This window comes from Pseudoalteromonas sp. SG43-1, assembly GCF_014164415.1.
In the GTDB taxonomy this organism is placed as follows: Bacteria; Pseudomonadota; Gammaproteobacteria; order Enterobacterales; family Alteromonadaceae; genus Pseudoalteromonas; species Pseudoalteromonas distincta.
Genome location: NZ_JACJFD010000022.1, coordinates 22,855 through 44,649 on the forward strand (window position 1 = coordinate 22,855; position 21,795 = coordinate 44,649).

The 21,795-nt window shown below is 35.9% G+C and carries 20 protein-coding genes; 13 read left to right on the forward strand and 7 right to left on the reverse strand.

Annotated features, from left to right (window positions below):
* Positions 1 to 160 precede the first annotated feature (160 nt).
* Complete coding sequence (locus H5159_RS14805; protein ID WP_182780515.1) at positions 161 to 3,010, forward strand: UvrD-helicase domain-containing protein; 2,850 nt, start codon at positions 161 to 163, stop codon at positions 3,008 to 3,010.
* A 126-nt stretch (positions 3,011 to 3,136) separates the two neighbouring features.
* Positions 3,137 to 5,407, forward strand: coding sequence for a bifunctional diguanylate cyclase/phosphodiesterase (locus tag H5159_RS14810; protein WP_182780516.1), 2,271 nt, complete (start codon positions 3,137 to 3,139; stop codon positions 5,405 to 5,407).
* Between the two features lie 23 nt (positions 5,408 to 5,430).
* Here H5159_RS14810 and H5159_RS14815 read toward each other — a convergent pair whose 3' ends face one another.
* From H5159_RS14815 to H5159_RS14825, 3 genes are all read right to left on the reverse strand, one after another.
* A complete protein-coding gene (locus tag H5159_RS14815; protein ID WP_259396092.1) occupies positions 5,431 to 5,751 on the reverse strand; it encodes a hypothetical protein in 321 nt (106 codons plus the stop codon).
* Positions 5,752 to 5,829: 78 nt separating this feature from the next.
* Entirely contained in the window at positions 5,830 to 6,744 is a 915-nt protein-coding gene (locus H5159_RS14820; RefSeq protein WP_182780517.1) for a zinc dependent phospholipase C family protein, read from the reverse strand.
* A 98-nt stretch (positions 6,745 to 6,842) separates the two neighbouring features.
* Positions 6,843 to 7,430, reverse strand: coding sequence for a hypothetical protein (locus H5159_RS14825; RefSeq protein ID WP_024596834.1), 588 nt, complete (start codon positions 7,428 to 7,430; stop codon positions 6,843 to 6,845).
* A 262-nt stretch (positions 7,431 to 7,692) separates the two neighbouring features.
* Here H5159_RS14825 and H5159_RS14830 point away from each other — a divergent pair, with 262 nt between their 5' ends.
* The 5 genes from H5159_RS14830 to H5159_RS20935 all read left to right on the forward strand — a co-directional run bounded on the left by H5159_RS14830 (position 7,693) and on the right by H5159_RS20935 (position 15,051).
* A complete protein-coding gene (locus tag H5159_RS14830) occupies positions 7,693 to 9,330 on the forward strand; it encodes a cyanophycinase (protein WP_182780518.1) in 1,638 nt (545 codons plus the stop codon).
* A 92-nt stretch (positions 9,331 to 9,422) separates the two neighbouring features.
* On the forward strand, positions 9,423 to 9,671 hold the full coding sequence (locus tag H5159_RS14835) for a hypothetical protein (RefSeq protein ID WP_024596835.1): 249 nt from the start codon (positions 9,423 to 9,425) through the stop codon (positions 9,669 to 9,671).
* 675 nt (positions 9,672 to 10,346) lie between these two features.
* Positions 10,347 to 11,603: a tyrosine-type recombinase/integrase gene (locus tag H5159_RS14840; RefSeq protein WP_182780519.1), complete on the forward strand. Its 1,257-nt coding sequence runs from the start codon at positions 10,347 to 10,349 to the stop codon at positions 11,601 to 11,603.
* A 428-nt stretch (positions 11,604 to 12,031) separates the two neighbouring features.
* Positions 12,032 to 12,982, forward strand: a complete 951-nt coding sequence (locus H5159_RS20930) for an SIR2 family protein (protein WP_220496460.1) — start codon at positions 12,032 to 12,034, stop codon at positions 12,980 to 12,982.
* Between the two features lie 356 nt (positions 12,983 to 13,338).
* Positions 13,339 to 15,051, forward strand: coding sequence for a hypothetical protein (locus tag H5159_RS20935; RefSeq protein ID WP_220496461.1), 1,713 nt, complete (start codon positions 13,339 to 13,341; stop codon positions 15,049 to 15,051).
* A 482-nt stretch (positions 15,052 to 15,533) separates the two neighbouring features.
* Here H5159_RS20935 and H5159_RS14850 read toward each other — a convergent pair whose 3' ends face one another.
* The 4 genes from H5159_RS14850 to H5159_RS14865 form a co-directional block, all read right to left on the reverse strand.
* Complete coding sequence (locus H5159_RS14850) at positions 15,534 to 16,415, reverse strand: site-specific integrase (RefSeq protein ID WP_182780520.1); 882 nt, start codon at positions 16,413 to 16,415, stop codon at positions 15,534 to 15,536.
* Positions 16,408 to 16,629: a hypothetical protein gene (locus H5159_RS14855; RefSeq protein WP_058549634.1), complete on the reverse strand. Its 222-nt coding sequence runs from the start codon at positions 16,627 to 16,629 to the stop codon at positions 16,408 to 16,410. The genes H5159_RS14850 and H5159_RS14855 overlap by 8 nt, the downstream gene beginning before the upstream one ends.
* A gap of 503 nt (positions 16,630 to 17,132) precedes the next feature.
* Positions 17,133 to 17,648, reverse strand: a complete 516-nt coding sequence (locus tag H5159_RS14860) for a hypothetical protein (RefSeq protein WP_008136220.1) — start codon at positions 17,646 to 17,648, stop codon at positions 17,133 to 17,135.
* A gap of 19 nt (positions 17,649 to 17,667) precedes the next feature.
* Positions 17,668 to 17,931, reverse strand: a complete 264-nt coding sequence (locus H5159_RS14865; protein WP_165723918.1) for a helix-turn-helix domain-containing protein — start codon at positions 17,929 to 17,931, stop codon at positions 17,668 to 17,670.
* Positions 17,932 to 18,023: 92 nt separating this feature from the next.
* Here H5159_RS14865 and H5159_RS14870 point away from each other — a divergent pair, with 92 nt between their 5' ends.
* The 6 genes from H5159_RS14870 (at position 18,024) to H5159_RS14895 (ending at position 21,786) form a co-directional block, all read left to right on the forward strand.
* Positions 18,024 to 18,215 carry a hypothetical protein gene (locus H5159_RS14870; RefSeq protein WP_096793371.1) on the forward strand — a complete coding sequence of 64 codons (192 nt, stop codon included), beginning with the start codon at positions 18,024 to 18,026 and terminating at the stop codon, positions 18,213 to 18,215.
* Between the two features lie 89 nt (positions 18,216 to 18,304).
* Positions 18,305 to 18,673, forward strand: coding sequence for a hypothetical protein (locus H5159_RS14875; RefSeq protein WP_182780521.1), 369 nt, complete (start codon positions 18,305 to 18,307; stop codon positions 18,671 to 18,673).
* Between the two features lie 29 nt (positions 18,674 to 18,702).
* A complete protein-coding gene (locus H5159_RS14880; RefSeq protein ID WP_182780522.1) occupies positions 18,703 to 19,182 on the forward strand; it encodes a dual specificity protein phosphatase family protein in 480 nt (159 codons plus the stop codon).
* 287 nt (positions 19,183 to 19,469) lie between these two features.
* Positions 19,470 to 19,688, forward strand: coding sequence for a helix-turn-helix domain-containing protein (locus H5159_RS14885; protein WP_008137059.1), 219 nt, complete (start codon positions 19,470 to 19,472; stop codon positions 19,686 to 19,688).
* 77 nt (positions 19,689 to 19,765) lie between these two features.
* Positions 19,766 to 20,830: a replication initiation protein gene (locus H5159_RS14890; RefSeq protein ID WP_182780523.1), complete on the forward strand. Its 1,065-nt coding sequence runs from the start codon at positions 19,766 to 19,768 to the stop codon at positions 20,828 to 20,830.
* 548 nt (positions 20,831 to 21,378) lie between these two features.
* Positions 21,379 to 21,786 carry a LexA family transcriptional regulator gene (locus H5159_RS14895; RefSeq protein ID WP_182780524.1) on the forward strand — a complete coding sequence of 136 codons (408 nt, stop codon included), beginning with the start codon at positions 21,379 to 21,381 and terminating at the stop codon, positions 21,784 to 21,786.
* The last annotated feature ends 9 nt before the right edge of the window (positions 21,787 to 21,795 follow it).

Below are 21,795 nucleotides of genomic sequence, written 5' to 3' on the forward strand. Positions count from 1 at the left end.
ATGTTTAAAATTGTTAATGGTTGTGAGTAAAATGATAACATTAAGTTTTAAAAGTCAGCCTGCTAAGAGGTTGCTTGATAAATGGCTACTATTTAGCGTTAAATGTAATATAAAAGAGTATGTTACAATCAAGCCAAAGCATATCTTCATATTGAGTATTATGGCGCAGTATATTGCTACTCCAAGTTGGCTAGGCCGTTTTTTTACCCGTATTAAACACGTAACTATTGAACAAGAGCGCCTTGTTGTGCATTTTAGAAGTGCTCCCGCACGGACATTTTTAATTAAAGACTTTGATAATTACTCAATACTTAAAAATCGTTTATTTAGCGCCAAAATTAATTTGTGCGATAGTAGCAATACATCAATTAGCTTTTTAAACAAAGCACAAGCTAAGTCTTTAAATACCGCCCTTAATACGCAATTTTCAGCCATGCTTGAGCAAAAAGTAAATAACGCCAAGGCTTTGCTAAAGCGTTATGCTTTAGATGAGTTTTTACGTGATAGTTCCATGAAAATACTTAATAACGAAGTATTTTTACTTGCTAAACAATACGCTCAAAGTACAAATACATGGCAACAACACTTATCGCCAAGCAGTATTAAATTTTTAAATATACTGAGCTCCACACCCAATACTCACGATGCAATCGCACAGCTGCGCCATAAATATGAAAAAAAACAGCTAACTCTTAAAAATGACTTTTTTAATCAAGTAGAGTCAAATCCATTAACAACAGAGCAGCGCTTAGCGGTTATACGCGATAACGATAAAAACCTAGTATTAGCGGCAGCAGGCACAGGTAAAACATCTGTGATGGTCGCAAAATCGTTAGATCTAATAGCGTGTGATATTGCCAAGCCTGAGCAAATTTTGGTGCTGGCCTATAATAAAACAGCAGCAAATGAGCTTAAAGAGCGCTTTATTAAACGCGCCACGTATGCAAAATTGCATACCAAAGCACCCACTATTTTAACGTTTCATGCGCTTGGGCTTAAATTATTACAAAGTGCTAAAAAGCCAATCGAATTGTCAAAATTTGCAACCGACCCAGTTCAATTAAATAGTTGGTTAACTGGGTGGGTAAGTAAAAAAATACAAACCGAGCCACAGTTTTTAAAAGCATTTGTAGATTTACTCCATGAGCCGATTGATATATTTAGCTTTAAAGATAATGCACAGTACGAGCGGTACGTACGCGATAACGAATACCGTAGCCTTGCGGGTCATAAAGTAAAAAGTTATCAGGAAGTGCTTATTTCAAACTGGCTACATTTGAATTGCGTGGCGCACAGTTATGAGGTGAATTATCACTTTAATCAAGGCGCAGAGCTAAGTGGGCAATATAAGCCTGATTTTTATATACCTCAATACGATATTTACTTAGAGCACTTTGGCATTGATAGGCAAGGGAATACTCGTGCCGATATAGATAAAAAACACTATAACGAGCAAATTGCATTTAAGCGTAAGTTACATAAACAAAATGGCACCACTTTACTCGAAACCTTTCATTACAACTGGGTAGAAGGAAAGCTAGAGCAAACTCTCGCTAAACAATTAAAGCAGCATAATGTTGAATTAACACCTTTAAGTAACGACGAAATATTTCATACTTTAAATAACTCAGGACAGTTACAGCAAGGCATTGATAAGTACATAAAATGCTTACAAGCTATTCGAGTGGAGCAACTAAGTAATAAGCAAATAGCGCAGCGCATCAAGCAAAGTGGTATTAAAAACTATCAACAATATGCAAACTTGTTAGTGCAAATTCATGACGCTTATATAAATGAACTAAGCACGCAAAATGCCATTGATTTTGACGACATGATTATTCAAGCAACAAAGGCGATAGTAAGCGGAGATTTTAATATTCCATGGAGCCACATTTTAGTTGATGAGTTTCAAGATATATCAAGTGCGCGTATGGTTTTTTTAAATGCCATATTAAAATATGGCAAAGGAATACGCTTTACTGCGGTAGGTGATGACTGGCAAGCAATTTATCGGTTCTCGGGTGGTAATTTAGCGCTTACTACACGCTTTAATGAATTAGTGGGCAGCCACTCACTTACTATGTTGCAAAAAACATTTAGATATAACAATAGTATTAGTGATGTAGCGGGGCGCTTTGTAATGCAAAACCCTGAGCAATATAAAAAGCAGATCAGCACACATACGCAAGTAACCACACCACAAGTTATTTTGTTAGACGATTTATACCAAGGCACTAAATCGATAGAAATAAAAGTACAGCAGAGCATAAGCACTATTCAAAAAAACGATGCATCAGCGAGCATTGCCATACTTAGTCGATACCGATACATGTTAAATAGCGTGCAGCAGCATTTAAAAGATAAAAAGCATACAAACCCTCTTTATTTTTGGACATTGCATAGCGCTAAGGGGCTTGAAGCCGATTACTGTATTATTATTGGTTTTGAACAAGGTAAATTAGGGTTTCCTAGCGATAATCAAAATAACGTCCTGGTGGAGTCGTTATTACCAGTGCAAGATGAATTCACTCACTCAGAAGAAAGGCGTTTGCTTTATGTAGGTATTACGCGCGCAAAACATAAAGCGTATTTAATTGCAGACCCTTATGCATGCTCAGCGTTTGTAAAAGAACTAGTAAATGACGATTATCCTATTCAAATCGGCTCCACGTTGTTTAACAAGTCGCAACTAAAGCAAAGAGAGTGTAATACGTGCAGCGACGGATTAATTGTGCCAAAAACGGGTCAGTATGGTGATTATTATAGCTGTACTAATACGCAGATTTGCGAAACTAAACTACGAGTGTGTAAAAGCTGTAGTAGCCCATCAGTTGATAAAAACACGTACTCACAATGTGTGAATACAGAGTGTAAAACGCAGCACCCAATTTGTGAAAAGTGTGGTCGCGAAATGCGTAAACGCAAATCTAAGCACGGTGAATTTTTAGGATGCAGTGGTTTCGCTCTTAAAGAAGATAACTGTAAAAACACTCGGAAAATAAATGCTTAACGGCTTACAAGTAGGTTTACACCTGTCTATTTTATAGAACAATGTAAATAGAAATTATATTCATTTGATTGATTTTAACAAGCTATCAATGTCTAATAGAAGAATGAGCTTTAACTGTTGTTTATTATGCATTTTTTCAATAGATTCTTTTTATTAAATGACCATTATTCAGCCCCTGGTCAGGTTGCTAATTGGCGAATAAGTGCACTGCGCATTATTCTATCTTTAGTAATGGTGTTATGTTTTGCTGTGGCGTGCCACACGTACACAAGCGCTATTGAATTTAACTTAATTTATATTGTTGTATTAACAAGCAGTTTTTTTGCGACTGTATGCGGTTTACTTATAGCAAGTAAGCGTTTTTATCACTTTAGCGCTCATGCACTTTTAATAGCTATTGTAGCTGCTAGCGTGTCAATGAACTTATTTTTAACAGACCTAGAGCTTGCTAAAGTGGGTTCTATGTATATGTATTCCTGCCCGATAATAGCACTTATGCTACTTGGTTATAGAACAGCCCTTGCTTATGGCGTATTAAATATTGCGCCGTTTTATATGATCATCAATAACGTTAATTTATCGGGTTTAACCGGCATAGCGCAACAACTTCCCGACGCTGACTTATACATTACAGGGCTAATATTCTTATTTTTTAACATTTGTATTCCCCTTGCTGTGGCGCGCACTATTGTGGCTGCTAAGCGTTTAAACAAAACAATGATAAGCGCTAATACACACCTTAAAGATAAAAATGAGCTTTATCGAAGCCTGTTCACCGAATCAAATAAAGCCAAAATTATTGTTGACGAAAACCTTGTCATTACTGATTTTAATCAACACGCTATTGATATGTTTGGTATAAAAAAAGAATTAAAAGAAGGAAGCGTTAATCTTTCTCATTTATTTCCGGCCTTAGTTTTTGACGACTCTAATGCTCAAAATAAAATTGTGAAGTACAAAAAAAGCTATTTTAAAGCCTGCTACCAACAAATAACAATGAGTACTAACTACCGTGTATACGACTTTTACGATTGCACGCAAGAACAGCTCATTAAACAAAATTTATCGATGATGGAACAAGAAAATAAACGTTTACGCTTTAGAGACTCGCAAACAAAACTACCTAATAGAGAATGGTTTGAGCTGCAATGCGACAGATTAACAAGCAAATACCAAAAAGGTTTTTTTATCGTTGTTACCCAAAGTGCAAATAGTGAATACTTAAATTTAAAGCTCACTAAAGCCGACTCTCAAGCATTACTTATTAACGCGTACAAGCGTTTAAAGGCGATGGCAGATGGGCCGTTGTTGTGTGCCCATATAGGAGTAGGAAAGCTTGCTTTTATAATTGGCGCAAACTCGCAAAACGAGCTTGAAGATAAGCTATTAATGCAAATAAAAAATACATTAGATAAAACTTATAATGTGTTTGGCACTAAGTGTCAGCAATCATTTTTATTTGGTTTTGCAAAGTATCCTGATCACGGAAAAAACAGCACAACAGTACTTAGCAATGCGTGCGAAGCACTTAAAGTTGCAAACTGTAATATGCCTCTAAGTGGTTATAACGAAAAACAATCACAAGCTTTTATCGAAAAATACGAAATTTCGATGTTATTAGATGAAGCGCTTCAGCAGGGCGATTTGTCGGTACACTATCAACCTAAAGTAGATGCAACGGGTAAATGTATAGGGCTTGAAGCTTTAGCGCGTTGGAACAGTCCTATACTAGGTAATGTGTCGCCAGTGGTATTTATTCCTATTGCCGAAGAATACAGAATGGTCAGTAGGTTAACCGATCTGATTATTCAAAAAGTCTGCGCTCAAATTTCCAATTGGACTAAGGCGGGTTTACCGAGTGTGCCGGTGGCAATAAATATATCTCTAATTGATTTTAGCCAAACCGATTTTATGTCAAAACTGGTTAAATACCTTGCCGACTTCAACGTAAAGCCACCTCAAATAGAGTTAGAACTGACTGAAACCTCTCTTGAGGCAAACCAAGCGCATTCGCTAAAGCTTATGCAAACACTGCAATCGTGGGGTTTTACTATTTCGGTTGATGATTTTGGAGTGGGGTATTCTAATATTGCACGCCTTGCCGATTACCCTATTAACAAGCTCAAGTTAGATCGCTCATTAATCAGCCAAGTAACAAGCTCTACGCGTCAAAAAAGTTTAGTTAAAGCGGTGCACGTTATGTGTGAAGAGCTTGATATTAAGTGTGTAGCCGAAGGAGTAGAAACCCAAGAGCAAGTAGCAATAATGGCGCAAATGGGGTGTAAAGAATTTCAGGGCTTTTACTTTGCGAAACCAATGTCAGCCGAAAATTTTGCAGAGCATGTTAGCCGCCATGGCTTAGTGTTTAACCCCAAAGAGATGACGGCTCAACTTTAAATGTATAGCAGGTATTTTATTACCTAGTTACAGAGCTGTTGGGCGTTTATAGTTATTTCGCACTGATGAATAACTCCTGCTCCCCAATGCTGTATATCTGATTGAGCAGTACAGCCTGCATCTTCAATTAAAGCCGTATTGGCATCACATAAAAGTAGCACTGCGTTATCATCTTGTACGTTTACAATAAGCGTGTATTCCCCAAAAGGTGCAAGTTTGCTTAAATCGTTATTAACAGCGGCTTTTAATAACTCATCAGTTGTTGAATAGGATGTTTCACTAAATTTTAGTGTGCCATCAACGGCTGTAGCAATATCTTTTAATTGTGAGGCTAAGTCGGCCATCACTTCTGGATTGTTTTTTTAGGAGTGTAGCAACCGCTAAGTAATACTATGAGGCTTATATAAAGTAAGTGTTTCATTTTATTGGCTCCATACCGTCATCGTGTTGTGTTCATCGTAGCCTGTATCTAGGTTCCAATTTTTAATTGCACTGTAATCAGTATCTAAAAATACGGCATTGGCAATAATGGTTATGTAGTGCTGAATGTTACTAACGGCAAAGTCAAAAATATCGTTGTAATGCATAGGCTCGTGCGGCGTTTTTAGATGTTCAATAAAAGTGGGGTCTACTTCGTTTGGGCGAGGATAAAACAAGCCTAAATCAGCAGCAACATGGCGTGCACAGGCAAATAATCGATAGCTTTCTTCAACATTATTTACTACAAGCTGAAAACCGTTATGCCATGAATTAAAGTTAGGAGCGTGTTGTGCTGCGTAGCTTGGGTGAACCGTTAATAAAGCATGTCGCCAAATTTTTGCAATATCGGTATCAAAATTATCGTCTTTGTTAGTACAAGATCCAATATTTTGTTGCACGCGGTCAGCATAACCTAACTCACCTAAGTTTAAACGTTGCCAAATAAACGCGTCTTGATTCATTTCGCAGGTACGGTGCGCCGTTTGGTTTTGCGCGTAAGGGCCTACTTTTAATTCAACAACCGGATGCACTGTTATATCTGCAGCAACATGGGCCATATAACCGCATAACCAGGAAAAACACTTTTCAAATGCTTCACCTTCAAGTGTTTTACAGTATTCAATCATTGCTTTAAGTAAATCGCCTGTGTGCTCATAGTGCATTAGGTCGGCCCACGCATTTTGGCTAGGCTGCGCTACAGCTAAGTAAGGATAATCGGGGGCTACACAGCCTAGTTCAAGGTATGCTTGGCGTTGGCTTAAAATAAGCTTTGCTTTTTTAGGCATATCCATTTTAGCGAGTGACTTGGTTTGCGTTGCAATATTAACAGCAGTGATGTGCGCAAAAGCACCTGGCATTGTCATATCCTTATGATTTATTAATAAGGGTACAGATTAACATTGAGAGGGGGTTAAATAAAGCCAACTAAATGCAAGTATAGCGGGGTAAACACCTATTAAATTAGCTGCTCAACTAATTGGCCATTCTCGTATAATTTAGCATGTTGACGCTTATGTTCTTCAAATAGGTAAGCTCTTAGTTGCTCTTGACCGCTATGAATTTGCGTTATTTTAGCGGCTATACCTTGCGTGCTTTGCCTTACGGGTTCTATTTCCATCGAAATACTTTGTTTGTTAGGTAAAATAAATTCCATGTGCTGCGATTTATTTAAATGGTTACCTTTTCTGAGGGGTTTTAAAAACATCCCCGTGTTTGATATTGATTCAATTTTAAACCCTTGGCTTTTAATATTTAGCTCACTCCAGCGCCAACTGCGCAGCGTACCTTGTGTGTCTATTACTTCGGGGGCAGTTAAAATCGGTTTGATTATACCGGCGCTATCAATTTTCAAGTCCAACGGAAACCATAACTGATAGTGTGCAACCTCTGCGAGCAGGGTTAAATTAGCGCTACTAAGTAAGTGAGCAATATTGGCTGGTACTGAACTTTGTAACGTTAAAACGTGACTGTTGTGAGCATGTGACTTTGTATTGGGCTTAAATAACTCAGCAAAAAAATTTATCTCTTCATTAGAAAAGTCCATATTTCACCCCAGTTACATAAAATAATTCACCACCGTAATTTAAACAATGAAATTGGTCAATAAATGCTCCGTTTAAATTTGTTTAGATAATATTTACAAAGACAGAGGGGCAAACTAAACAATGTATTTAAATGCAGTGCTTAACCCGAACGTTTTTCAGAGACTTGAATTATTTAACATTTATAAAAATATATTTAGGCGCAAGTGGCTAGCTGTTAAACTACAGCACATTAGTTTTATTATTTATATTAGAGTTTACATTATGATATGTGCATTTTTACGTGATCAACAGCCGAAGTTACTGGGTATGGTAGTGGCATTGTTCGGTGCCGGTTTTTCAATAAATGCAGTGGCTCAAGAGCAAAGCCAAACTTTAATTTTAGTGGGGTCAGAGCTTACTACCTGTACTAGCGCCAAGCTTAATAATTGCCAAAAAGAGGCTGTTATTGATGGTAAGTCACATAATTTATATACACTTAGCAGCTCTCAAATAAAAAACATCGCGCAGCATTGGCCTAATAATAATGTTGAGGCAAAAACGGCTGTATTAAAAACACTTAAAACCATACAAAGTAAATCGTCAAATAGCGTATCAAAAACAGATTTACTCTGGCAGTGGCGCGATATAAATAATCAGCAATTAGAAAGTCTAACTCAGCAAGAGTACAACTTTGTATTTGATATGCTAGAAGTACCGCTACTTAATAAAAACGGTGAGCGTTTAAAAGAGCAAGTAAATACCGATTTTAATAATGAGGTTGCGACTAATAATATTTTACAATTTGTGTCGGGCAGTTTAAAAGTTAATAACGCAAAACCAACCATGCTTGCTATTACGGCTTCGAGCCGCGACCCTTATGAGTCGGCAGATGTAGCGCAAAGTCTTTTGGCACAATCAAATATAAACACTCAATGGTTAGCACTAACGCCAGCGCTTGCTAAAGCGATTACGAGTAACTCGTGCGATGAATTACCAGCGCTTAGAAATACATTAATGAATGTGTATAACCGTGAAGTGATTTATCCCGATCGCACAAAGGCCGAATACGCTTTATGTAAAAATGGCACTAATGCACTTGTATCACTTATTAAAAATAGTACCGGTGTGATGTTTAATAGCGGTAATGCAGCATTAACTCATAAGGTATTATTTGATCAAAACAATAACCCATACCCGTGGACGCAAGCATTGCAAACTCGCCCAGTAATTGTAGGTGAAGGAGCGGGCGCAGCAATCCAAAGTAAAGTGACGGGCATGCTTACAAATACGACAAGCCTTGAGGCACTTCGTAAAAGTGAAAATAACACTAATGCTGGTGGGCTGGGCAGTTTTAACTTTGGTGTACTAGATATTCAATTTAGCGAACAAAACCGTACATTTAGGCTTGCAGCAACGCTAAATAAAAACGAAGTGAAAAATACTAAAACAGAGATTCAACATGGATTTGGTATTGATGAAAATACAGCCTTAGTTGTTATCAAATCGCCAGAAGGTAGTTTAATAACCGTAATAGGCAAAAGTGGTGTAGTGCATTTGGCTAACCAAGGTAAAGCCCAACCTGAGAGTAAGAGCTATAGCTATTCGTACTGGCCTACAAGCAGTGTAATTGAAATTACCAATAACACGTTTACCTTAAGCGCACGCACAATAGATGAAGCGTTACCCGCTATAAAAATACCTCCACTGCCAGTGCAGCGTTTTGGCTCAATTTTAACAAATTCAAAACTGCGTTCACTTACTCAAGCTATGTGTTTAAGCCAAGAGCAAAGTGCGGTAGCCCAACAAGACGAGTTTATAATTAGCCTTACAGCAACGAGTGACACGCAGTATCATCGCATCAATGCAAAAGAGTTTGGTTGTGCGCTAAGCAATTTAGAGTTAGCTATAAAGTCGATTTAGTGACTAACCTGAGCCAAGGGTTTAAGTTTTTGGCTCTTCTATATAAAATAGCCACCATAATGATTTAAAAGCCTTACTAAAAGAGTGTTAAAATGAATAAAGAGAATGATGTAATTTCTAGTCTAGCCGAATTAGAAAGCTTTTTATTAAATGTAGAAAACGGCGGTCTTGGCCTTAAGGGTGTTTCGGGCGTTGGTATGGCAACAAACAATAGTGATGGTAGTCGTTTTGTAGCCGTGTTTGACGATAATCAAAAATTACTTTTAGCGCGCGGTATTACAGAAGATGTATTCCAAACAGGGCAAGACATGGTACGTAATGGTGTAGGGCGCAAGCACTAGTACTTTAATAAAAAAGCGCTTAGAGCGCTTTTTTATTTTAATTTCAATAAATTGAAATTAAATGGCTTTATATAGATCCCACAAAGGCCACTTCAAGGTAATAACATTTAAATACAACCCCCTCAAAAACCACCAAACTAGCCAGCTAAACTCAGTTTTATTAAGTGCGCTTAGATAAATAAGATAGTGCCACGGATAAATTGTAGAATCAAAACAGATGGATTTTGGCTATATTTTGAAGAGAAGTTTAAGTTATTGATATAGAAGGAGTTTATACCAATTCGCTTAATTAAGTGATCTATTTTTAGGATGGAAAAACGTGTTGATAGCTAGGCAAAAAATTCGCTATTTAGTTGTTCTAAATGAGAATTTTTTAACACAGGTAGCGACACGTTTAGCCCCGCAAAATGATTAAGTATTATTGCGGATTGGTATTAATGGTCGGTATGGAGAGATTCGAACTCTCGACCCCTGCCACCCCATAAAAATAAAGATTAGATTTAAGTAGAAGTAAGTAGCTGCAAGTAGAACTTATTTTTAATTTAACTAATTGTTATAGTGTGTTTAAATTTAATTTATTAGTGTGGGTTAGCTCTAAGTAGAATTAAGTAATTGAATACGGGCGATGCTACATATATGCTGCATGTACTTTATGTTTAATATTTGGTGCTACATATGTCTGTCGTGAAAATGTTATTAACTGATTCGTTATTAAGCTCAGTCCCTGAACCTATTAAACGGATAAATGACACAAAGTTAAGTGGATTTCATGCACGTGTAGGTAAAACACAAAATGATAAAAAGCGCAAAATTGCACTTTACTTAAATTATCGTTTTGGTGGCATCAAAGGTAAACAGCGTAATTACCATTTAGGATACTTTGGTGAGTGCGATTTAAAAGATGTCCGCAAGGAAGTCGAAAGTCTAAAAGGGCGAGTTGCTTTAGGTGAAGACGTATACGAAACAAAGCAGCTATCACTAAAGCAGCAGTTTATCGAAGATACATCACCAACCGTTGAAGAGCTTGCCCAAGAGTTTATTGAAAGAGACATTAAAGTTAACCGAAAAGACGTAGATCCTGTAATGAGAATGTTCAAAAAAGACATTTTGCCCTTTATAGGCAACTATAAGCTCAAAGAGATAACTCGGCGTGACATTCTTAATAAGGTGCTTGATCCAATAAAAGATCGAGGTTCAAATACCCAAGCAAATAAAACACTCTCTATTTTAAAACAAATGTTCGACTTTGGTGTTGAGAGAGACCTTATGCAGGGCAACCCGGTAAGCACTGTTAAAAAGAAGAGTGTGGGCGGTCTTGAAAAGTCGCGAACCAGAGCGCTAGAGTTTGACGAAGTGATTCAAGTTTTTGAACGCTTACCAAAGCTAGGTGTTAGCCAGCAAGTTATTTACGCATTGAAGTGTATTACTTTAACAGGTTGTCGGCCAATAGAAGTTACAGGCGCACAGTGGCAAGAATTTGATTTTGACAAAATGATATGGACAATCCCAGCCGAGCGCGTAAAACAAAACAAAGATGGCGAAAGAACCCATAAAGTACCGATCACTCAAAATATGGTTTTTTTGCTTGATGAGCTGCGGGCAGCATTTGGCTATCTCAATTCTAAATATGTATTTCCGAGTACAACAACGAATAAATCAGGCCCAGGTGAGCAACCAATTGACAGGCACTCACTATCACGCTCTATAAGCCGTAAACTAGAGCAATTAGGAGTACCAAAATTTGTACCTCATGACTTGCGAAGAACGGTTGCTACACGGTTAGGTGACTCTGACATAGGAGCTGATCCCATAGTAATTGAGAAAATACTCAATCATCAATTACAAGGTGTGCAGGGCGTTTATAATATGCAGGAGTATATGGAAGCTAGAAGTAAAGCTTTGGAAGAGTGGGGGAATAAGATTAGTTCGTAGCTATATATTAATATTGTGCAATTTACCCCGCGCTTATATATTTATGCCGATTTAATTTAATAGATATACGATATTGAGTAGCTGGAATGTTAGTAATTATTACTTTGGTTTATTAAACAAAATGTATGGAATAGCTTTTAAAATTCATGTGATCATTGTTTTAGCTATATCCAAACTCTAGATGTACTTCATTTACATTATTTAGTAGTGCTCCTCATTTGAATAAACTTTTAGATGTTGTTTGCTTAAAATCAACCCAACTTATAATTTAGTCTTATTAAGTGCATTTATGTTCACAATGATGTAGTCTATTTTTAATTTAGCGAGTAGTATATTTGCTCTAATTAACAATATGATTCCAGTTATAATCATAGACTTGAAAGCTAAATTTTGAAGTGTATAACCATAGATGCTTTTTGATAAGTACCATGGTGGGAGAAAATAACATAAGGGATAGTGAGAAATTGATGATGGTAGATTTGCATAATAAAAGTATTCTTGTTTCTCGGCTTAAGAAAGAGAAAAATGGTGTGACATTCCTTTTGGGATCCGCATTTAGTCAAATTACTAATGGAGCAGGTATTCCAAATGTTGATGAGGTGCTCAAATTCATTGAAGATTTTGCCAATGAAAATGGCTTACTTGATGAATATTGTAAGGTGTCTCAGACCTTCTCTCCTCAGGACAGATACCAGAAATCTTTTAGTTTAATTGCTGGTCTATGTGGACAAGATGCAATTAACGAAATTATTAGACGGGTAGTAGAAAGTAACTTCGATGAAGATGGAAAACAACAAATTCCTCAAGCGGTTAAGGATTTTGTTTCGAGTGTTAAAAATAAAAACTTACATGTAAAAAATATTATTACTACAAATTTCGATACACTCTTAGAAGAAGAGTTTACGAATCAAGGAATACATTTTAATTCTTTTAGCATTGTTGCTGACACTCAATTAGATGATGAGATTAATAGCAATATTAATATTATTCATTTGCACGGTATCTGGGATAGAGGGGATTCTATGCATACAACCTCTCAGTTAAATTCAGTCCGAGATCGTACCGAAACCTCGCTTCAGGAGCTAATTAGTAAGCAAACTATAGCGATCCTTGGATATAGTGGTTGGGACGATAGCTTTACACGCTCTTTAGCGTCTACGGTGATAAATAATAAGTCAAATTATAACCTATTATGGTGCTTCTTCGAAGCAAATGATGCCGTTATAGAAAAATATCAAATTGCTTTATTCAATAAATTAAAAGACGCAATAACTCGTGGGCGCATAAGCTTCTTTAAGGGGATTGATTGCAACGATGTTTTTAAAGAGCTTTCAGCAGTAACCGAACTAAAAAAAAAAGAAATGCTGAAAAAGAGTTAAGTAGAAGAATTATAGAAAATGTTAACTACTACGACGTCGAAAATAGGGGGTATAACCGTAAAGTCAGAGAAAGTATTAGGCGCAAATCTGTAGATATTTTAGCTAAAGAAAATGCTCTATTTATTAGAGCTCCTCTTGGATACGGTACATATGATTTCATATCATCATTACAAAGTTTGGTTGACGGCAATAGAACCAAATGTTTACGAGTAGACTGCTCTGAATTGATCTCTAAGAGTCAAATTGAGCATCAAATTAGTATCGATACTGGTCAATCCATATCACAGCTCACATACCTATTAAATACTAAAAGTGAAGATGTTCATTTTATTATTTTCGACAAAATACGTGGAAATATGAATGTCGATGCTTTGATATACCTTTACAACTTACCGAGCATGCTTACAATTTTTAGAAAAAATTTATTTTTTATTTTTACTTCTAGTGTAAATATTAAGCAGTTTAGAGGGGTTGAGGTTGAATTGGATGCTATGAGTTTGCTCGATACAGAGCTAATTCTTTATGATAGATTTGAACAATCTCATTTTACATCGACTCAAATATTTCAAATACACGAACTTTCTGAGGGTGTAGTTGATAAACTAGAACAAATAATGGACTTTTTATCAATTAGCTCAGTAGAGGAAGTATTGTTACATGATGATATTTTTGATGATCAATTTCACTTAGAGCACATCCCTAAAACGATGCTTAATCAAATTGATGTTTTGTTTTCAGATTCATCAAAAGCACTAACTCTTAGGATGTTAAATATTCTCTCAATCCTTAAAAATGGGGAAACATTAACAAATCTTAGAAAAGACAAAATGGGTTTGGGTCTTAATCCTAAGAACACGCAAGAACTTATTCGATTTGAATTAGCCACAACTATCATGATTGATAGTTCATCAATGCTAATCAAAGTTAATCCTATAATAAAAGATTATATTCTTAGTAAAATATCTCGAGAAGAAGTTGTAGAGATTTCTAATGCATACTTGAAAGTTACATTAATTGAGACTCAAAAAGGTATAAAGCTTAGCTCAATCAATCGTAAAATATACCAGTCTGGGTATAATACTGAAGAAGATAATACTTGCACATTACTAAATTATGCTCTCAAAGCTTGTCAACAAGATATTGAAATAAATAAAAACACAGGGGAGTCTAATGAGATGAACCTGAGAAAAATGAATAAACTTTCCTACTATAGTAATTCTTATGTGTATATTCTTAGAAATTCATCTCGATTTGCTGAGGCTATTTCGGCTGTAGAGAATTTAATAGAAATTATTAAAGTCGTTGATGAAGGTAATCTATATAAATACTATGAACATATTGCTTCTTCGCACCGAATAAAGTCTAACTATCTTGAAGCTGGGCATTACTTAGATTTATGTGAAAAACTTTGTCCTAAAGAAGATAAGCAGACTTTAGAAAATATCTACACTGAAAGACTTTACTTATTGGAACAAAAAGATTTGAATGCGGCTATTAGATTAGCTAAAGAAAATAAAAATAACTACCATAAAAACTCTATCGCTTACATATCATCAGAAGTGATACTTGCTGAAAGTAAAGCGAGTGACTTGCGGATTCGAACGCTAGTTAAGCTAGAAAAACGTGCAAGAAATTTTGGTTTTAATACTTTGGCAAATAATATTCTATTTACTATTAATAACGATCGAAGTAACGCTGAAAAAATAAACAATCTAGATAAGGCTATTAGGTCGGATAACAGCGCTTACAATTTTTGTCGAGCTACAGTATATAAATACCAAGCGTATATTGAATGTGAGATGATAGATAGAATTAAAGATTCAGATATTGGTGAATTGCTGAATATTTACAATTATTTGTACAGGCAAAAGTTTGAAAATTTGTTTAACAAATGCCATAGAGTACTTTGGAATATTGCAGAATACCATCAACGAAAAGATATCATTCATTTAATTTTCTTCAAGGGAACTATTGTATGGCGATTAAATTCAGATCATGAAAGAGAGAAAAAGTATCACTCTTTATTTCAAGGGTTTTCACAGGAAAAACTAACAGTACTGGACAACTGAGTATATAAAATAATTATTCAATTAAATAAAGAGCTGTATAGCTAGGGCATGCTGATCTTTTGTGTTTAATTTTACAGCTGTATGTTTGGTACTTGGCAAGGCAGAGTCTATGTTGTGTACTCCCCATAAATAAGTGATAACGCGGCATAAATAAATTGCGTACCAAACATGCGCTACCCGAAAGGTTCTCTTGGGGCGACTAACTCTTTGTTACTAGATTTTTACTTAGCCCACTAGGCTACAAATTTCACGCCGCGATTAAATTGTTCCTAGATTGAATGAATTTCAATCTACAAAGATCAACACGAGCAAGTTTAATTCAAATCATATTTATTTAGTTCTTTAATTATATCTCAAATAATGCTCATATTATCCTTCTACGCTTAGGATTATTGGAATAAATATTTAAGTTCATGGGCTTATACGAATAGATCCATTTTGTAATTATCAGATCAAAGCTGGTTCAAAAAATGATCATTAATCTATCTCAGATAAACCTCAGTAATCTCAGGTCTAAAATGCCCCATTTCTTGTGAAACGGTCTCTAATGCTATTTGATATGGATATTGGTTAAGTATCAGCTCTAATAGTCTTTCTTGTGCGTAGCTGTGCCTTAGGCCGTGAGCGCCATTGGAAAAAGAGATAGTTCGGTTTGATGCTTTATTAAATGAATCAGACCACTTTTTGCCACCTCCAATATCGTAGCGCTGTAAGTAGTTTATTTTTCTATCAACAACAGTGACAGGTTGTTTAAATTTACGAAGTTCTAATTTAGCTGATAAATCGTGGGGTATTAGTACTTCGCGTGTTAAGCCTCCTTTTCCTGTTACGGTATATAGCACACCGTTTCTACCAGACCATTTTGAATCAAAAGCTGGTCGTTTATCTGCTTTGCGCTCTTCAACTTTGGCTATGGTCAATAATTCATGCGCACGAAGCCCCGAAGAGAGTGCTATTTGCGTTGATAATGAATATTTAGATGTTTGGTGCTTACTTATTGTTTGTGCTTGCTCTGTAGTGTAGGCGCGAGATTTAAGAATTTGCTGATTAATTGATTTAATAACAGGGAGTGTTTGCTTGTCTTTAAGTTTGCCGTTTAGCCTCATCATTGCTTGTATAGCTTGCCGCTCCATATCCAGTGACTTTTGACCTACTATTTCTTTTCGGTAATCTAAATAATTGAGTGCTTGGTCTATTGTCATTGCCTGAATACCGTTTATGCCAATATCTTTAGCCCATGAAGCAACTGTGCTAAGTGATTGCTCATAGTTTCTGGCAGTTCCAAGAGACTTTATAAGCTTACTTTTTGTAAGCCCTTTTATGACATTGTGTGCTTGAGTTTTTGGTTTCGCAAATTTAGCCATGTTTTTTAATCCATCTTTGAATTGTTGACCAATGAGCATTGATACCTTTACGCTTTAGCCAGCGCTGAAGCTCGACAATGTTAGACCCTTGCTTGTAAATTTCTATTAGCTCAAATTTATGTTTATCAAGCTTAGATGCTTTTTTACGGTTTCCAGCGATTAGCTTGCTTTCAAATTTTAGTTTTTGGACTTCGATTAGGGCATCGAATTTCATGGGATCACTCCAGTCGTATTAAGGTTGTAAGATTGACTGGCAATAAAGCTCAGCGGCACTTAAGCCTATTCGCCCCTGTTTTTCGCACATGCGAAAGGCTCGGACTGATCTCGCCTGATTATTAACCTCATTTCTACGTGTTGTCAGCAGCTGGAGTGCGCCGTTTTTGGTTGGTTACTACCTTTGAAAAGATAGTATTTACCTCGTTACTACGTGTTGAAGGCAGCTGAATAGCGCCTGTTTTTTTCTGGCTCGTTAGAGCTTCAGTAACAATAAGATTACCACTTTAGAAATATTTTTCAATCTGCAAATAAAACCTGCGTATAAGAGTATGAATGTGTTGTCCCCCGCTATGTGTAAGCCGATTTTCGGCTTCGACATAGCGGGGGACAGGGGCGAAGCCCCAATGTTTAAAGAGAGGCTATTGCTCATGATGCCTCTCTTTAAAAATGAATTTGCTATATGTTGTTAGAAAATAAAGCTTTGGTATTCTTAGAGGTATTTTAAAGCATGCTATTTGAAACTATGATGAGAATAACCAATATAATAATTACTCCATATATGGCGTGGATTCGATATGTTATTTTTCTCAGTTTATCTATGCTACATATTAGCTCTTCTATTTTTTCTGTTTTATCAATAACAACTTTTTCGATCTTTTTATTCTTACTTTCTGTTTCTGAATGAGAAGCTATAATGCTACCGCCAGCGCCGGTACAAGAAAAAAGAGCTAAATTTTTGAAAATTTCAAATTGTTGGGCAAAGTATCCATTCATATACTCACTGAATACCTCTGGGATTACTGCACCCCAAAAAATCCCATATAAAATTAAAAATATCCCTTTTAGAAACTTCTCAATATCATGCTCTAAAAGTAATATGAAAGGTATTGTAAAGCCTATTAAAAGGGATGGATATGCAATAAATATCCATCCTTTGAACAAGCTAAATGGGAAGATAATTAAGCCGATAAATAGTGAAATATACAAAATTAATTTAACTCTTACTGCTTTTTTCATAAATATCCATTCGGTTAGTTTATTTTTTAAAGTGCAGAATTAAATCTACTAGTGCATCCTCTTCACAGTAAAAAAAGGCTGTTGGTACTTCTAATACTTTAGCTAGTGCCCGTACTGTTTGAAAGTCGGGTGAATGCACGCCTTTTTCGTACTGATTCATTCTAGGCGACGCCGCGAATTGATCCATCCCTGCCAGTATTCCTAGTTTTTTTTGCGAAAGTCCTTTTGCTAGTCTTGCCTCTTTTAGCCGTTTTGGAAACGGTGAACCATCATTCGTTTTCATTATATTTAATTCTTAACTTGAAAACTAAGAGTTTCTTAGCTTTAATGTGCTCACGATACTAAGGAATACTTAGATAGAGGCGAGTGAAGCAAATGTTGTGGAAAGCAGTTAAGTTTATAGGAGCCGTTACGGTTGATATTTTACTGGATGTTGATGATAAGTCTGAGCAAGATAAGTTCATTGATGAATACAATGATGGAACTGGAAATGTCGATCATTGCGGTGATAGCTACACAGAGCAAGAAGCGCGTGACGCTCATAGCCGTGGTGAGTTCTACAAATAGTTTTGACAGTTGCTTTTTTAAGTGCAATTGTTAGGTGGGTTTTTACACAAAATACAGGCTACGCAGTTGAAAAGCTGCGTAGTTTTTTTATGATTAATTTTAATGTTTACGCATTTTTACCTGCGATTGATTTTTTATATATTAAACTGCAAGGTCAAGATAATAGCCGTGATAAGTTATTATCAATTAGAGATAACTTAAGTAAGCTTAATGAAGCACAAGTACTTAGTGAGCTACTTACCTTAGACTTTATGTTTTACGATTATAGTAATGAGCAATCAGAGGTTTGGGATATACAATTAGAGTCTTTTTCATCGTTTTATAATCGTTCAGAAAAAGTGAAAAAACGCGATAATTACTACCCTGAGGCACATGTTCAATCAGTGTTTAAGTGGATGCTTATGCTTTGTGATGATTGTAGTAATAGTTTAAAAACCCATCGTTCAGTAATTCATTAAACGGCAAAAAAAACTTAAAGGGATTTATTATGAAAAGAATTGGCGATTTAGAAATTTACGTAGGTACTAAAGAAGAATATGAGCTTGCCAAATCAAAGGGCATGAAAATTGTTTGTGCTTTAAACAGAGCAAATGGTCATGTAACTCACCAATCTGTTGTTGGTTGGAGTGGCAGGGGATGCAACAAAGATAACCCTTACTACTTATTTAAAGAAACGGAGGAAGCGATTTATTTAAACATGATTGATGGTGATAACCCTGCATATGTAAGTAATGAAATGATCGATCCTGCGTTAGGCTTTATAAAAAGAGCTTTAGACAATGAAGAAAAAGTATTTATCTATTGCAGCTTAGGTGAATCTCGAAGCCCATCTATTGCTTTAATGTATTTACTTGAAAACGGTTTAATAGATAGGGAAGGCGCGGATAAAGTATTTCGTGAAAACTACTACAGTGAATATAAGCCTAAATTTGGAAACTTGGGCTACATTCAAAAACGGTGGTTATAAACAGAGTGTTATAAAGTTCAATACCCGTTAGAGGCTAAACTCCTTGATTTATACTCCTAAGTAATTTAAATTTATAAATAAGCATATGTTATATGCTTATTTATAACGCGAAGAAATTTCCCTATTTAATTAAGTTCAGTACATTCTACCTATCACTTTCACAGTGAAAAAACAGGCGCCTACGGGCTGCCTTCAATACGTAACGAGTTACATACACGTATGTGTATGCAATTAAGCCATATCTATGTGGCGCATTTCTTCGCTTCTTTAACGTATTGGAGATTGTTATGCCTGGATATATTACCGCTCAACAAGCAGCTGCTTATTTAAGCTGTTCTACTCAACATATTTATAATATTCGTAATAAAAGTAAAGCCGCTTTAAAAGCGGGGGATCAGCAGTTGGCTAAAAAACTTTCGCCTGAAAGTATTAAGTTAGGTAACAAACTACTATTTGAAAAGTCGACTTTAGATACTTGGCTTCGAAAGTATGGTGACCGCACATAGCTTGCTAATATGGCAGGCATAAAAAATTATACTTCTTGCCTGCCATGTTGATTACTTTTGACATAGGTATTTTTATTATGAATTTAGCATTACAGCCATTAGTGGTTGAGAATAAGTGTGCTCAGTTGCTTTTAACCCAAAGATTATTTCAAACCACACCACCTAGAACACTTAGTGCAGATATAAAACATGAAGCACGTTATAGGTATGGTGATTTAGCGTTAAAAACTCATAAATATATTCAGATAAACCCTAAAAACATCGTGTTTTGGTTGGTTTTTGACATTGATGATGAAAACACTTTCAGCTGGGAAGATAAGTTATTACCGCCACCGAATATAATTGTAAGTGGTTTAGACCGAGCTGATAGCTCTAAAGTAGTTGGTGGTGCGCATCTATTTTATGCAGTGCAATTTGTACCTTCATCAAATGCATCGCGTGAAAAACCTGTCAGGTTTTTAGATGATGTAAAAAAAGGGATGACATTGCAATTAGGCGCTGATGCAGACTATTACGGCCCTTTGAGTAAAAATCCTTTAAATTCAAGTTGGAATACATCTTTCCTTCATGCACATGAATACAGTCTAAATGAATTAAATAATTATTTAACAAAGGTGACAAAAAAACGCCGATATGACTTTGATTGGTCTTTGGTCGCTGAGTCGCGAAACTGTATGGTATTTCATGAACTCAGATTCATAGCATATGAACGCATTAATTATGCGAAAGAAAATTGGACATATGAGCAATGGGAAAGTCATTTATTTAATATTGCTCAGTCGTGTAATGAGTTCAGTTCGTCAGACCTTCCTAAAATCCACCCATTAAACCACTCCGAATTGAAAGGGATTGTTAAGAGTGTGGCTAATTTCACTTGGTTTAAATATAGCTCGTCAAATAACCGTGGGAGAGCCGGACTATTTTTACTGCAAATTAAGATCGTAACTAAAAAACTTGCTCAACAGCAGGGGGCTAAGTTTACACACAAAGCACGTAGAACAAACACAGAGGAAAAAATCACTAAAGCAATAACGAAGATACAAAGTGAAGGGAAAAAGCCTTCACAGGTGCTTATAGCCAACGAAATAGGAATGACTCGACAAGCTGTTGCTAAATATAAACATCTACTAGAAATATGTTAATTATGCTGCACATCAGGGTATTAGGAAATAAGATAGGGCATGATGTTACATATTAAAGTTATTTATTTAATAACTACATATGAACGAGCTGAATTAGCTGTAAGTAGTGAAGCTACATATATGCTACATGTATTAATAATATTTAGTGTGCGTGTAGCAATATGTATTTTATTTAAATTATAAGTACTTAATATTTAAATAAATTAATGGTCGGTATGGAGAGATTCGAACTCTCGACCCCTGCCACCCCATGATGTGACGCTATATCGAGTTAAGTTATTGTAATTTATACATTATAAATGCAATTAACTGATTTTATATACAGTTAATTTTGCAATTTTTATCATTTTTACAATTCAATAAAATCAAGCGGTTAGAGCGCTTGTTACAAATTGAGTATTTACGTTATCAGTAAAACTTAATATAAACAACCCATTAGAAAATCTTAATCAAAAACCTCACTTTCCTCAGTAAGCTAGTTTACCTTTCCAAACTCGCTTATTAGACTTATACTGTATAAATAAACAGTGTTTTATTTTGGTGTGTGTATGTTTGTTATTCCTATTTATATTGAGGCGGGTATTACTGGTTTTGAATCGCCGGCAGCGCAATATAAAGAGCTGGGCTTAACTTTGGATGAGCTACTTATTAAGCATCCTGATGCTACCTTTATAGGTTTAGCGTCGGGGCAATCTATGCAGGGGGTAGGGATATTTGATGGCGACTTGTTAATTGTTGATCGTGCTGTTGATGTAAGTACAGGTGATATTGTGGTTGCCACTTACAATGGCTGCTTTGTTTGTAAAATAATTCATAAAGAAAAGCGTTTGTTGCAATCGGCCTCAGATGACTACGCACCAGTGTACATATCACCCGAAGATGGCTTTTGCTTGGAAGGTGTGGTTACAAGGAGTATTAGGTTACATAAACCTTGTGTAGAGTTTGATAAATTGTAAGCGTCAGTG